Genomic DNA, 12,416 nt, shown 5'->3' on the forward strand with positions numbered 1-12,416 from the left:
CCCCCCACGCAGAAGGAAAACGATCACATGAAGCGCAGAAGTCTCGGCATCGCGGCGGGAGCCTGCGTGTTACTGGCCGCCTGCGGGTACCGGCTGCTGCCGTGGACGGCCCCGGCGGAAGAGCCCCTCGTCATCGGAACGGCGAACAGCCTCACCCACCTCGACCCCGCCGGGGGCTACGACAGCGGGTCCTGGGCGCTGTACAGCAACATCTACCAGAGCCTGCTCACCTTCGACCCGGGCGCGAGCGTCCCCCGGCCCGACGCGGCCGAATCGTGCGGATTCACCGGCCCCCTGACCACCTATCGGTGCAAGGTTCGCGGAGACCTCACGTTCTCCAACGGGCATCCGGTCACCGCCGCGGCCGTGAAGCACTCGTTCGACCGCGTTCTGGAGATCCGGGACCCCCTCGGGCCCTCTCCGCTGTTCGCGAACCTCCGTTCCGTGGAGGCGAGCGGCTCCTTCGTGACCTTCCACCTCGCGACGGCGGACGCCACCTGGCCCTCCAAGATCGCCACGCCGGCGGGGTCCATCGTCGACCCGGCCGAGTTCCCCCGGAGCGGGCTCCGGACGCTGCCGACCTTCCCGGGGTCGGGCCCCTACCTCCTCTCCTCGTACGAGGAGGGGGACCGGATCGGTCTCGTCCCGAACCCCGCGTACCGGGGAGCCGTCCCCAAGGAGGGCAAACCGGTCGAGATCCGTTACTACGCGACCTCCCAGGAGGTGGAGAAGGCCTGGAACGCGAGGGAGATCGACGTCGCCCACGCCGGGCTCACCGCCGCGACCCTCGCGGCCCTGGAGAACGGCGAGGACCCGGACGCGCGCCTCTCCGTCGGGGAGAGCACGGTGGCCCGCTACCTCGTCCTGAACACGCGCCCGGCGCACCGCCCGCTGGGCCGTGTCGCGGCCCGGGAAGCCGTCGCCGCGCTCGTCGACCGGGGACGGCTGGCGGAGACGGTGTTCGAGGACACCGTGTCGCCGCTCTACTCGCTCGTCCCCCGGGGCGTCACCGGGCACGGCACCGATTTCTACGACGTCTACCCCGAGTCGGACCCGCGGTGGGCGGCGCGCCGCCTGCGCGACGCCGGCGTGTCCACTCCCGTACGCATCAAACTGGGCCACCAGCTCGGCAGCGCCGCCGCCGAGGCGCGCGCGTTGAAGGCGCAACTGGAGAGGCGGGGCCTGTTCCGGGTCGAACTGGTCGAGGAGGCCGACTGGGTGAGGTACCAGGAACGCTACAAGAGCGGCGAGTTCGACGCGTACGTCCTTCAGTGGAGTCCCGACTTCCCCGACCCGGACACCTTCGTCCAGCCGCTGGTGGGGAGCGACAACACCCTGCACAACGGCTACGCGTCGGCCGGGATCGACCGTTCCATCGAGGCGACGCAGCGGTTCGTCGACCGCCACAGGAGCATCGAGCGGTTCCGGGCGATCCAGAGGGTGGTGGCGGAGGACGTCCCGCTGGTGCCCCTCTGGCAGAAGAAGAGTTACGTGGTGACCCGCCCGGCGGTCACCGGGGGCCACTCCCTCGTCGCGGACGACAGCGGCGTGTGGCGCCTGTGGGAGCTGGGCCGGCAGCGGTAGACGGGGCAGGGCAGCCTTCCGGGGTGGGGGCAGGGGCCGAGGGCCGGGACCGGAGGCCAGGGCCGGGAGTCGGGGCCGGGGACCAGGGCCGAGGGTCGGGACCGGGGGGCCGGGGGTCGCTTCCCCGCTCCCCCTCCCACCCTCACGGATATTGCGGTGAGGGCCGAACGGTCCGCCGCCTACCGTCGGGGCATGCAGAAACCGTCCTCCCGGCTCGCGCTCGTCGCCGCCGGCGTCACCGTCGTCCTGTGGGCCTCCGCCTTCGTCTCCATCCGCAGCGCGGGTGCCGCCTACTCCCCCGGCGCGCTCGCGCTCGGACGGCTCCTCTCCGGGGCCCTGGTCCTCGGCGCCGTCCTCCTGGTGCGACGGGAGGGGCTGCCGCCCAGAGCCGCCCGGCCGGGGATCGCGATCTCGGGGCTGCTCTGGTTCGGGGTGTACATGGTGGTGCTCAACTGGGGCGAGCAGGAGGTCGACGCGGGCACGGCCGCGATGGTCGTGAACGTCGGGCCGATCCTGATCGCCCTGCTCGGCGCGCGGTTCCTCGGGGAGTCCCTGCCGCCCCGGCTGCTCGCGGGCATGGCGGTGTCGTTCGCGGGCGCGGTGACCGTCGGCCTCTCGATGTCCCGGGGCTCCTCCGGCGGCCACGCCTCGGTGCTGGGGGTCGCGCTCTGCCTGCTCGCGGCGGTGGCGTACGCGGGCGGGGTCGTCGCCCAGAAGCCGGCGCTCGCGCACGGCAGCGCGCTCCAGGTGACGACGTTCGGGTGCCTGGTGGGGGCGGTGGCGTGCCTGCCGTTCGCCGGGCAACTGGTCGGGGAGGTGGGGCGGGCGCCGCTGTCGGCGACCCTGAACATGGTCTACCTCGGGGTGTTCCCGACCGCTCTCGCGTTCACGACCTGGGCCTACGCCCTGGCCCGTACGACCGCCGGGCGGATGGGCGCGACGACGTACGCCGTGCCCGCCCTCGTGGTGCTGCTCGCCTGGGCGTTCCTGGGCGAACTGCCCGGGCCGCTCACCCTCGCCGGGGGCGTGCTGTGCCTCGCGGGCGTGGCCGTGTCCCGTTCCCGGCCACGCCGTTCCGCCGCCCCCGGAACGGCCGGGTCCGCCTGACGGGGCCCGCCCCGGCGTCCCCACCGGGGGGCGCCGTCAGCGCCCCTCCCCCGACCGCAGCAGCTGGCGGGCGAAGGCCGTCAGCGAGCGGCCGACGCGTTCGGCCGACAGGCCGAGTTCGTGCCGCTGGAACCGGAACAGCTCCGGGGACAGCGGGCTGAGCGCGATGTCGGTCAACGGGTCCGGGTCCTCGACCCCGTGGTCGACGAGGAGCGTCCGGACGTGCACGCGCCAGAAGCCGTACGCGCCCGTCCGGAAGCGCGCCGGACCCGTCTCGGCCCCCAGGGCCAGCGGCAGGTGCCGTTCGAGGAGGTCGAGCATCGCCAGGTAGAACGCCGCGAGCCGCTCCCCCGCCGGCGCGCCGGGCCCGAGCGGCGGGGGCCCGTGGACGAGCTGCCCCTGGAGCCGGCGCTCGTGCTCGTCGAGCAGCGCCACGGCGACCGAGGACGGATCGGGGAAGCTCCGGTACAGCGTGGCGCGGCCCACCCCGGCGGCCTTGGCGATCCGGTCCATGGTGACCGACCGGGGGTCATGTTCGGCGAAGAGCCCCTCGGCCGCGGCCAGGATCTGGGCGCGGTTCCGCTCGGCGTCCGCGCGTCTGCGCGGGGCGACCGGCCGCTCGTCCACGGCCTGGAGGTCGCCGAGGAGACCGTCGACCCGGTGCGCGGAGCCGGCTCCGCCGCCCCGCCGCTCGTCGTCGCTCATGGGCCCGACCCTACTTCCCTCACGTTTCCCCCACACAAGTGGACACCTTGTCCATTTGACACGCTGGATGGCATCCTAAACGGACGCACCGTCCACTTACTGATCGCCATCCCGCCCTGGGGAGATCCCATGCACATCGCGCTCCTCGCCGCGGCCCTGCTGGTCGGCTGCCTGCTGGCCGTCCAGGCCTCGGTGAACCTCCGGCTCAACGCGGCCGTCGGCACCCCCTACGGCGCCTCGACCCTCCAGCTCGGTGTCGCCACCGGCCTGCTCGTCGTCCTCGCCGCGGCGGCCGGCGCGCTCGGCGCGCTCGGCAGGCTGCCCGACGTCGAACCCTGGCAACTGCTCGGGGGGCTCGCCAGCCCGCTCTACATCACCAGCGGCATCCTGCTCTTCCCCCGGCTCGGCGCCCTCGCCGCCGTCGGGCTCTTCGTCACCGGCCAGATGTTCGCCTCGCTCGCGCTCGACCTCTTCGGCCTCCTCGGCCTGGAGCGGAAGGAGTTCGGCGTCGGCATCGTCCTGGGCGCCGTGGCGGTCCTCGCGGGCATCGTCGTGATCATCCGGGGCATGAAGGCGGCGGCCCCCGCCGGCGCTCCCGCGACGTCGAGCGCCGGCCGCGCCGGCCGGCTCGCCCTCGGCGTCGTGGCCGGCGGCGTGCTGCCGGTCCAGGGCGCGGTCAACGCCCGGCTGCGCGCCCGGATCGAGGAGCCCCTCACCGTCGCGGTGATCAGCTTCGCCGTGGCGACCTTCACCATCGCCGTCGTCCTGCTCGTGCTCTGCGCGACGCGGCGCACCCCGAAGCCCGGGATCGCCCCGCTGAAGAGGATGCCCTGGTGGGGCTGGCTCGGTGGCGCCTGCGCCGCCGCCTACGTCACCGGCACCTTCCTGCTCATCCCGTCCATCGGCGCGGCGGTGACCGTCGCCCTCACCGTGACGGGCCAGCAGCTCACCTCCGCCCTCATCGACCACAAGGGCCTGTTCAAGCTGCCGCGGCGCTCCCTCACCGGGCCGCGCGCCCTGGGCCTCGCCCTGCTGATCGCCGGTTCCCTGACCATCCAGCTCGCCTGATCCCGGGCCGGACATCCGCTCCGCCGCACACGAATCGAGGAGAACCATGCCCGACGCCGCCCCGACCGATCCGACTCCGCCGCCCGGGGTCGTCACCGTCTTCTCCGACATCTGGTGCTCCTTCGCGCACATCGCCGTCCACCGGCTGCACACCACCCGGGCCCGGCTCGGCCTGGAGGAGCGGGTCTCCTTCGACCTGCGCGCCTTCCCGCTGGAGCTGCTGAACGACGCCCCGAGCCCGCGTCCCGGCACGGACAGCGAGGTGGCCCGGATGGCCGCTCTGGAGCCGGCCGCCGGCTGGCAGCTGTGGCAGGCCAAGGACTGGCTGTACCCCTCGACGACGCTGCCCGCCCTGGAGGCGGTCCTCGCCGCGAAGGAGCAGGGCCCGCGCGCCTCGGAACAGCTCGACCTCGGGCTGCGCCGGGCCTTCTGGGCCGAGTCGCGGTGCGTCAGCCACCGCAAGGTGATCCTGGACGTGGCCGCGGAGACCGGCGCGGTGGACGTCGACGCCCTCGCCGGGGCGCTGGACGACGGGAGGGCCCGCCGGGCGCTCTCGGACCAGGCCGCGCTCTCCCGTACGGACCGCGTCGACTGCAGCCCCCACCTGTTCCTGTCCGACGGCTCCGACCACGCCAACCCCGGCATCGACGTGCGCTGGGAGGGGGCGTACGGCATCGGCTGGCCGGTGATCGCCTCCGACGACCCGAAGGTGTACGAGGACATCCTGCTGCGGGCCGCCGCCGGGTGACCGCGCCGGAACGGCGGCCCCCGGCCGGGACCCCGTACGGGTCTCAGGAGAAGACGACCAGGGCCCGGCCGCCCTTGCCCGCGAGCATGTTGTCGAAGGCGCCGGGGATGCCGTCCAGGGTGATCCGCTCGGTGACGAGGGAGCCCAGGTCGAACCGTCCGGCCCGGATGTGCTCGGCGAGGACGGGCAGGTCCACGGCCGGGTTGGAGTTGCCGTAGACGCAGCCGGCCAGGGTGCGGCCCCAGTGGAAGATCTCCAGCGCGTTGAAGGTGACCTGCTGGTCCTTGCCGCCGATGCCGACGACCGTGGTCCGGCCGCCGCGCCGGGTGGACTCCCAGGCGGTGCGGATGGTGACGGCGCGGCCCACGCACTCCACGGCCGCGTCGACGCCGTGGCCGCCGGTCAGCCTCCGGACGTCCTTCGCCGTGGTGGCGGAGGCGACGAGGTACTCGGTGGCTCCGGCCGCCCTCGCGAGGGCCTCCTTCTCCGGGGAGACGTCCACGGCGACGATCGTCGAGGCGCCCGCGATCCGGGCGGCCTGGAGGGTGGCGAGGCCCACGCCCCCGACGCCGAACACCGCGACGGTCTCGCCCTCCCGGACCCGGGCGGAGTGGTGGACCGCGCCCCAGCCGGTGAGGACGGCGCAGCCGAGCAGGGCGGCGTCGGCGAGCGGGACGCCGTCGGGCACGGGCAGGACGCAGCGGGCGGCGACGACCGTCTCCTCCGCGAAGGCGGCGACGTTGAGGCCCGGATGGAGCTCGGTGCCGTCCTGGGTGCGGGCGTGGACGTTGCCCGCGCCGGTCAGGGCGTCGGCGCAGAGCCAGACCTCGCCGAGCGAGCAGGGATGACAGGTGCCGCAGGAGGGCGCCCAGTTGAGGACGACCCCGTCGCCCGGGGCGAGGTGCGTGACGCCCTCGCCGACGGAGACGACGGTGCCGGCGCCCTCGTGGCCGAGGACGGCCGGGACCGGCACGCGCATGGTGCCGTTGGAGAGGGAGAGGTCGGAGTGGCACACGCCGGCGGCGGCGAGGCGGACCCGGACCTGGCCGGGGCCGGGCTCCGGGAGCTCGATGTCGGTTATCTCCAGCGGAGCACCGACGGCGGGCAGGACGGCGGCGCGGATCGGGCTCACGTGCGGTGCTCCTCGGGACTCGGGACTCGGGACTGCGGGGGGGGCGAACGGGCTCAGAACTGCAGGGACTTGGTCTGGAGGTACTCGGCGAGGCCGTGCGCGCCCAGCTCCCGGCCGACGCCGGACTGCTTGTAGCCGCCGAAGGGGGCGCGCGGGTTGAAGCGGCCGCCGTTGATGTCGACCTGGCCGGTCTCCATGCGGCGGGCGAAGGCGACGGCCTCCTCGGGGTCGCCCCAGACGGCTCCGGCGAGGCCGTAGACGGTGCCGTTGGCGATGGCGAGGGCCTCCTCCTCGTCCTCGTACCGCAGGAGCGAGACGACGGGTCCGAAGATCTCCTCCTGGGCGATGGTCATGTCCGGGGTGACGTCGGCGAAGACGGTCGGGGAGACGTAGTAGCCGGTCTCGCGCGGGGCCTCGGGGCCGCCGGCGACGAGCCGGGCGCCCTCCTCGATCCCCTTCTCGATGTAGCCGCGCACGCGCTCCTGCTGCTTGGCGTTGACCAGCGGGCCGATGCGCTCGCCGGGGACGTACTTGGCGACGGCCTCGGCGGCGAGCGCCACGGCCTCCTCGTACCGGTCGGCGGGGATCAGCATGCGGCTCCAGGCGCTGCACGCCTGGCCGGAGTTGGACATGACGTTGGCGACGCCGACGGCGACGGCCCTGGGGAGGTCGGCGCTCGGCAGGATCACGTTGGCGGACTTGCCGCCGAGTTCGAGGGCGACCCGCTTGACCGCGCCGCCCGCGAGGGCGCCGATGCGGCGGCCGACGGCGGTGGAGCCGGTGAAGGAGACCAGGTCGACGTCCGGGTGCTCGGCGAGGGCCTGGCCCGCGACCGGGCCGAGGCCGGTGACCAGGTTGAAGACGCCGGCGGGCAGGCCCGCCTCGTGGACGGCCTCGGCGAAGAGCTGCGCGGTGAGCGGGGTGTCCTCGGCGGGCTTGAGGACGGTGGTGCAGCCGGCGGCGAGGGCCGGGGCGACCTTGGCGACGATCTGGTGGAGCGGGTAGTTCCAGGGGGTGATCGCGGCGACGACGCCGACCGGCTCGGCGTAGACGGTGGAGTTGCCGACCTTCTCCTCGAAGGGGTGGGTGGCGGCGAGTTCGGCGTACGTGCCGGCGACGGCGATCGGCAGTCCGGCGTGGACGGCGGCGGCGAGCTGCGGCGGGGCGCCGAGTTCGGCGGTGACGGTGGCGGCGATCTCCTCCGCGCGGGCGGCGAGCGCGTCGCGCAGGGCGGCGATGCGGGCGGAGCGCTCGGCGGGCGGGGTGGCGGCCCAGCCGGGCAGCGCGGCGCGGGCGGCGCGGACGGCGGCGTCGACGTCCTCGGCGGTGCCGGCCGGGACGTGGCCGACGACCTGCTCGTCCGCCGGGTTGAGCACCGGGATGGTCTCCGTGGAGGAGGCGGGGCGCCACTCCCCGCCGATGTACATCGCGTCGTGCGCCTTCATCCGCTGTCTCCTCACGTTACCGACGGGTTCGTCGCCCACCCAAACTAGCGCCGTTAGTTTTCCGGCGCCAGGGTGACGGGGCGTGCCCCGGGTCTCAGTACCGGGACCGGTCCGGGGGTTTCGGTACGGAGCCGATCGTGCCGTCCCGGGCCCGGCGCCGTCCATGGCGGGACCGGACAGGCGAGGGCGCCGGATCCGGGCGGTTCCGCCTCGCCGGGCGGCGGGCGCCCGTCCGGACACGCCGCCGCGTCCGGCGGGGCGCGCGCCGGGCGGCGCGGCCCGCCGGACGCGGCGGGGAGGGGAGGCCGACGGAGCGGCTGGGATCCGTCGGCCGGACGTTCCGGTGCTGCGGGCCCAGGAGGTCTCGCGCCCCGGGGGCGTCAGATCTTCTGGGCGATGTCGGTGAGGTGGGCGAAGACGACGATGTTGGCGTCGTAACCCGTCTTGCGGTCGAAGGAACCGCCGCAGGTGAGCAGCCGCAGTTCGGGCCGCCCGGTGGCGCCGTACACCTCCTTGTCGGGGAAGTCGTCCTTGGCGTACGTCTTGACGCGGTCGACCGTGAAGACGGCGACCTTGCCGTCGGCGCGGGCGATCCGGACGGTGTTGCCGGGGTTGAGCACGCCGAGGTTGAGGAAGACCGCGGGTCCGGTGCGGGTGTCGCGGTGACCGACGACGACGGCGGTCCCGCGCTCGCCCGGGGTGGGCCCCTTGGCGTACCAGCCGACGACCCTGGGGTTGTCGACCGGCGGGGCGGCGAGCCGTCCCGCGGCGTCCAGGCCGAGGTCGGTCACGGGCGCCTCGATGGTGATGGCCGGGACGGCGACGGTGGTGGGACGCGAGCGGGGAAGCGGCGCGGCCGCCTGCCCGGACGTGTCCTTCGACCGGGGTACGGCCTTCGGCGAGGGAGTGGCCTTCGGCGAGGGGACGCTCTTCGAAGGGGGTACGCCCTCCGACGGGGCCTCGGGTTTCGCCCCGTGGTCCAGGGCGGCCGGCGCTCCGGCCGCCGCCCCCGCCCCTTCCCGCGGCACTCCTTCCGCCCCGGCGCCGCCGGCCTCACCGGAAGCGGCCTCGCCGGAAGCGGCCGGGGCGGAGGCGAGGGGCGGGGCGGAGGGCTCCTCGTCACCCGCCCACCAGAAGCCCCCGACCAGCAGGACCACGACCGCCGTCACGGTCCTGGCGAGCCGGAACAGGCGCCGTCGCCTGCGCGTGATGCGGGACCTACGCGGCGCCATCGTTGCGGCGGCGCGAGCGGCGGATCATGACCAGTCCGGCCGTGCCGGCGAGACCGGCGGCGACGGCCGCGCCGACACCGAAGGCGGAGGAGTCCTCGGACGCGGCGAGCTCCACGCTGCCGCCGCCGCCCGCGCCCACCGCGCCCTGCGGAGGCCGGCCCTGGCCGCTGCCGGACCAGTTGTCGTTGCCGTTGTCGTTGCCGTTGTTGTTGCCGTTGTGGTTGCCGTTGTTCTCGTGGTTGCCGGCGTTGTTGCTGCCGTGGTTCGACCCGTTGCCCGGCCGTCCGCCCTGACCGTTGCCGTGGCAGTCGACGGTGAAGACCTTCTGCCTGCCGAGGGCGGCCGCGCCCGGGTAGGTCCAGGTGACCCGGTACTGGCCCTCGGGCAGCGTCAGAGGGCTGCTGTGGCCCATCCCGGTGTTCAGCGCGACGCGGCCGGTGAGGCTGGGGACCTCCGGGCGGGGCGGCTGCGGGGTGATCTCCCAGCTGACCTCGTCGAGGATGTCGAAGTTGAAGGCCGCGAGGTAGAACTTGCAGACCCTCGCCTCGTCGTTCAGGTCGCCGTAGGGGGCGCCGACCTTGTGGATCTTGATGTCGCCGTTGTCGCCGGGTGCGGCGAACGCGGACGGGGCGCCGGCGAGGGCGAGGCCGCCGAAGGCGGCGGTGGCCGCGAGGGTGGCGGCGAGGGGGCGGAGAGCACGAGCAGGCATGCGGGTTCCTCCAGGAAGGACATGTCGGGTGTTTCAACCGATAATCCGACTATCAGACATCGCATGACTGCGGAAGGTGGCGACATGCCCGTGTCGATATCCGAGTCGCCCGTCCGGCCCAGAGACCGCCGGACCCGCCCGGTCACCACGGCTCCGACGGATTCCGACCAGGACTTCGGGCAGGGCTTCGGGCAGGGCTTCGGGCAGATTACCGACGGCTTCTGACGACCCCTCGGACGCCTCAGACGATCCCGAAGAGGAGCGCCGCCGCCAGGACGACCAGCGAGGTCAGCGCGGCCCACTTCACCGTGAACCTGGTGTGGTCGCCGAACTCCACCTTCGCCATGCCCACGAGCACGTACACCGCCGGCACCAGCGGGCTCGACATGTGCAGGGCCTGGCCGACGATCGACGCCCGGGCGATCTCCAGGGACGACACGCCGTGGGCGGCGCCCGCCTCCGCGAGGACCGGCAGCACGCCGAAGTAGAAGCCGTCGTTCGACATGAAGTAGGTGAGCGGGAGGCTCAGCAGACCGGTGACCAGGCCCATGTGCGGCCCCATGCCCTCGGGGATCGCGGCGACGAGCCAGTCCGCCATGTGCTCGACCATGCCCGTACCGGTGAGGACGCCGGTGAAGACGGCGGCGGCGAAGACCATGCCGGAGACGTTGAGGACGTTCTCGGCGTGGGCGGCGATGCGGGCCTTCTGATCGGCCATGTCCGGGTAGTTGACGGTGAGCGCGAGGGCGGCGCCGAGGAGGAACAGCACCGGGATCGGCAGCAGTTCGAGGATCATCGCGGTGAGCAGCACGACCGTCAGACCGGCGTTGAACCAGTACAGCCGGGGCCGGAGCGTGGCACGCTCCGGGTCGAGCCCCCGGAACCCGCCGTCGTCCCCCTCCTCCGCACCGGCGCCGCCGCGGCTGGCCGTCTTCCTGTCGCCGTTCCCGCCGCCGACCGCGACCAGCACCGCGTCGGTCTCCGGCACCGGGGCCCCGTCGAGCGCGAGGCGGCCGACGCGCCCGCGCTCGCGGCGGCCGAGGACGTACGCGAGGGAGAAGACGAAGAGCAGGCCCACGCCGAGGGCGGGGATCATCGGCACGAAGACGTCGGCGGCGTCCAGTTTCAGGGCGGTCGCGGCGCGGGCGGTGGGGCCGCCCCAGGGCAGGGTGTTCATGACGCCGTTGGCGGTGGCGGCGACGCCGGTCAGGACGACCGGGCTCATCCCGAGCCGCTTGTAGAGCGGGTACATCGCCGAGACGGTGATCATGAAGGTGGTGGAGCCGTCGCCGTCCAGGGAGACGATCGAGGCGAGCACCGCGGTGCCCACGACGATCCGCAGGGGATCGGCCCTGCAGAAGCGCAGGATGGCCCGCACGATCGGGTCGAAGAGACCGACGTCGATCATGACGCCGAAGTAGACGATCGCGAACATCAGCATCGCGGCCGTCGGTGCCAGGTTGCCGACGCCGTCGATGACGTAGTCGCCGAGCCGGGCGCCCTGCCCGACCGCGACGCAGAAGAGCGCGGGGATCAGCACGAGCGCCGCGATCGGCGACATCTTCTTCGTCATGATCAGGACCAGGAAGGTCGCGATCATGGCGAAGCCGAGGACGGTCAGCATGGAGGACACCTCACGTTCACCTTTGAACTGCCGCCGAGCGGCGGTCCGGATGACGGTAGGTGCCCCCTTCCTCCGCGAACAAGGTGTCGAGGCGTGAGCAATACGAGCAAAACCCCAGGTCAATGGAGGGGTACGGCTTGGAGGCACGGCGGTCCCCGTACGGCGCGGCCCCTACGAGAGAGAGGGTGCCAGGTACGCGTGGAGGAGGAGCCGGGTCTCGTCGACGAGCGCCGGGTCCCCGGCGGGGTCCGTGCGGAAGGCGAGCCGGACGAGGGCGTCGGCGGTCTCGACCCCGACGAGCACCTTCCGGTGCAGCTCCTCGTCGGCGGGGCGGCCCAGGTGGGCGGCGAGGAGCCCGCAGATCCGCTCGGCGACGAGCCGGTTGGGATCCTCGGGCACGTCGCACGAACCACTCCCGCCGTCACCCCTGTCGCCACCTTCTCCGCCGCCGGAGGTGCCGAAGGCGCCGGAGTCCTCCTCGGAGGCGCCGCCGGAGGCCTCCCCGGGCGCGGAGGCGGGCACGCCGAAGTCGACGAGGGCGAAGCCCGGGACGGTCCGCTTCATCGCGACGAACTCGTCGAGGACGCCGTCGATGGCCCCGTACGCGTCGAGGGGCCGCGTCGCGGCGAGCCGCTCGGAGACCCGCTCGGCGTACCGGTCGAGGTTGCGGAGGGCGAGGGCCGCGACCATCGCCCGCTTGTTGCCGAAGAAGCGGTAGACGGAGCCGATGGGGACACCGGCGCGGGCGGCGACGGCCCGGGTGCTCAGCCGCTCGTACCCGGTCTCGTCGAGGAGCACGGCGCAGGCGTCGAGGATCCGGGCGAGCCGCTCGGCACTGCGCCGCTGCACGGGGGCGCGGCGCAGCGCCGGAGCGGTCGGGGGGCGGGGCTGGGGCACGGGGACCATGATGCCGCTCCGGCGGGACGGACGAAGCCGGTTCCCGGGCGCGGACGCCTCCCCGTACCCCCTCGTGCCTTCCGGCGCCTTCCGGCCGCTTCCCCCCGACGCACCGTTGACGGGAGGCGCGCGGAATCCTACGGTCTCCCATAGGATTCCCTTGCG

12 protein-coding genes are annotated in these 12,416 nt (G+C 73.9%); 5 read left to right on the forward strand and 7 right to left on the reverse strand.

Features of this window, described 5'->3' with window-relative positions; translation table 11 throughout:
- The first annotated feature begins 27 nt into the window (after nt 1-27).
- Both ACFY7E_RS15135 and ACFY7E_RS15140 read left to right on the forward strand, forming a co-directional pair.
- Complete coding sequence (locus tag ACFY7E_RS15135; RefSeq protein WP_389484785.1) at nt 28-1,584, forward strand: ABC transporter substrate-binding protein; 1,557 nt, start codon at nt 28-30, stop codon at nt 1,582-1,584.
- A 192-nt stretch (nt 1,585-1,776) separates the two neighbouring features.
- Entirely contained in the window at nt 1,777-2,691 is a 915-nt protein-coding gene (locus tag ACFY7E_RS15140) for a DMT family transporter (RefSeq protein WP_389484788.1), read from the forward strand.
- 36 nt (nt 2,692-2,727) lie between these two features.
- On the opposite strand, the gene ACFY7E_RS15145 is transcribed toward ACFY7E_RS15140, so the two are convergent.
- A complete protein-coding gene (locus ACFY7E_RS15145; RefSeq protein WP_389484791.1) occupies nt 2,728-3,396 on the reverse strand; it encodes a TetR/AcrR family transcriptional regulator in 669 nt (222 codons plus the stop codon).
- Between the two features lie 129 nt (nt 3,397-3,525).
- Here ACFY7E_RS15145 and ACFY7E_RS15150 point away from each other — a divergent pair, with 129 nt between their 5' ends.
- A complete protein-coding gene (locus ACFY7E_RS15150) occupies nt 3,526-4,464 on the forward strand; it encodes a DMT family transporter (protein ID WP_389484793.1) in 939 nt (312 codons plus the stop codon).
- Between the two features lie 46 nt (nt 4,465-4,510).
- Nucleotides 4,511-5,212 (forward strand): DsbA family protein, encoded by a 702-nt coding sequence (locus ACFY7E_RS15155; RefSeq protein WP_389484795.1) that lies wholly within the window; start codon nt 4,511-4,513, stop codon nt 5,210-5,212.
- Between the two features lie 43 nt (nt 5,213-5,255).
- On the opposite strand, the gene ACFY7E_RS15160 is transcribed toward ACFY7E_RS15155, so the two are convergent.
- From ACFY7E_RS15160 to ACFY7E_RS15175, 4 genes are all read right to left on the reverse strand, one after another.
- A complete protein-coding gene (locus tag ACFY7E_RS15160; protein WP_389484797.1) occupies nt 5,256-6,344 on the reverse strand; it encodes a Zn-dependent alcohol dehydrogenase in 1,089 nt (362 codons plus the stop codon).
- Between the two features lie 53 nt (nt 6,345-6,397).
- A complete protein-coding gene (locus ACFY7E_RS15165) occupies nt 6,398-7,789 on the reverse strand; it encodes an aldehyde dehydrogenase family protein (protein ID WP_389484799.1) in 1,392 nt (463 codons plus the stop codon).
- A gap of 380 nt (nt 7,790-8,169) precedes the next feature.
- Nucleotides 8,170-8,958, reverse strand: a complete 789-nt coding sequence (locus ACFY7E_RS15170) for a class F sortase (RefSeq protein ID WP_389484801.1) — start codon at nt 8,956-8,958, stop codon at nt 8,170-8,172.
- Between the two features lie 49 nt (nt 8,959-9,007).
- A complete protein-coding gene (locus ACFY7E_RS15175) occupies nt 9,008-9,730 on the reverse strand; it encodes a hypothetical protein (protein ID WP_389484803.1) in 723 nt (240 codons plus the stop codon).
- A gap of 84 nt (nt 9,731-9,814) precedes the next feature.
- Between ACFY7E_RS15175 and ACFY7E_RS15180 the strand changes: the two genes are divergently transcribed.
- Nucleotides 9,815-9,955 (forward strand): hypothetical protein, encoded by a 141-nt coding sequence (locus tag ACFY7E_RS15180; RefSeq protein ID WP_389484805.1) that lies wholly within the window; start codon nt 9,815-9,817, stop codon nt 9,953-9,955.
- A gap of 16 nt (nt 9,956-9,971) precedes the next feature.
- Here the strand turns inward: ACFY7E_RS15180 and ACFY7E_RS15185 are convergent, their stop codons facing one another.
- Together ACFY7E_RS15185 and ACFY7E_RS15190 are read right to left on the reverse strand one after the other, a co-directional pair.
- Complete coding sequence (locus ACFY7E_RS15185; RefSeq protein ID WP_389484974.1) at nt 9,972-11,354, reverse strand: CitMHS family transporter; 1,383 nt, start codon at nt 11,352-11,354, stop codon at nt 9,972-9,974.
- 171 nt (nt 11,355-11,525) lie between these two features.
- Nucleotides 11,526-12,260 (reverse strand): TetR family transcriptional regulator, encoded by a 735-nt coding sequence (locus ACFY7E_RS15190; protein WP_389484807.1) that lies wholly within the window; start codon nt 12,258-12,260, stop codon nt 11,526-11,528.
- Between the last annotated feature and the right edge of the window lie 156 nt (nt 12,261-12,416).

Source organism: Streptomyces sp. NPDC012825, assembly GCF_042900925.1.
Lineage (GTDB): Bacteria > Actinomycetota > Actinomycetes > Streptomycetales > Streptomycetaceae > Streptomyces.

Bases quoted from the DNA above. Each gene is read 5' to 3' on its own strand.
- ACFY7E_RS15185 (WP_389484974.1), bottom strand. From the start codon at position 11,354: ATGCTGACCGTCCTCGGCTTCGCCATGATCGCGACCTTCCTGGTCCTG.
- ACFY7E_RS15155 (WP_389484795.1), top strand. From the start codon at position 4,511: ATGCCCGACGCCGCCCCGACCGATCCGACTCCGCCGCCCGGGGTCGTC.
- ACFY7E_RS15165 (WP_389484799.1), bottom strand. From the start codon at position 7,789: ATGAAGGCGCACGACGCGATGTACATCGGCGGGGAGTGGCGCCCCGCC.
- ACFY7E_RS15180 (WP_389484805.1), top strand. From the start codon at position 9,815: ATGCCCGTGTCGATATCCGAGTCGCCCGTCCGGCCCAGAGACCGCCGG.
- ACFY7E_RS15140 (WP_389484788.1), top strand. From the start codon at position 1,777: ATGCAGAAACCGTCCTCCCGGCTCGCGCTCGTCGCCGCCGGCGTCACC.
- ACFY7E_RS15190 (WP_389484807.1), bottom strand. From the start codon at position 12,260: ATGGTCCCCGTGCCCCAGCCCCGCCCCCCGACCGCTCCGGCGCTGCGC.
- ACFY7E_RS15150 (WP_389484793.1), top strand. From the start codon at position 3,526: ATGCACATCGCGCTCCTCGCCGCGGCCCTGCTGGTCGGCTGCCTGCTG.
- ACFY7E_RS15145 (WP_389484791.1), bottom strand. From the start codon at position 3,396: ATGAGCGACGACGAGCGGCGGGGCGGCGGAGCCGGCTCCGCGCACCGG.
- ACFY7E_RS15135 (WP_389484785.1), top strand. From the start codon at position 28: ATGAAGCGCAGAAGTCTCGGCATCGCGGCGGGAGCCTGCGTGTTACTG.
- ACFY7E_RS15175 (WP_389484803.1), bottom strand. From the start codon at position 9,730: ATGCCTGCTCGTGCTCTCCGCCCCCTCGCCGCCACCCTCGCGGCCACC.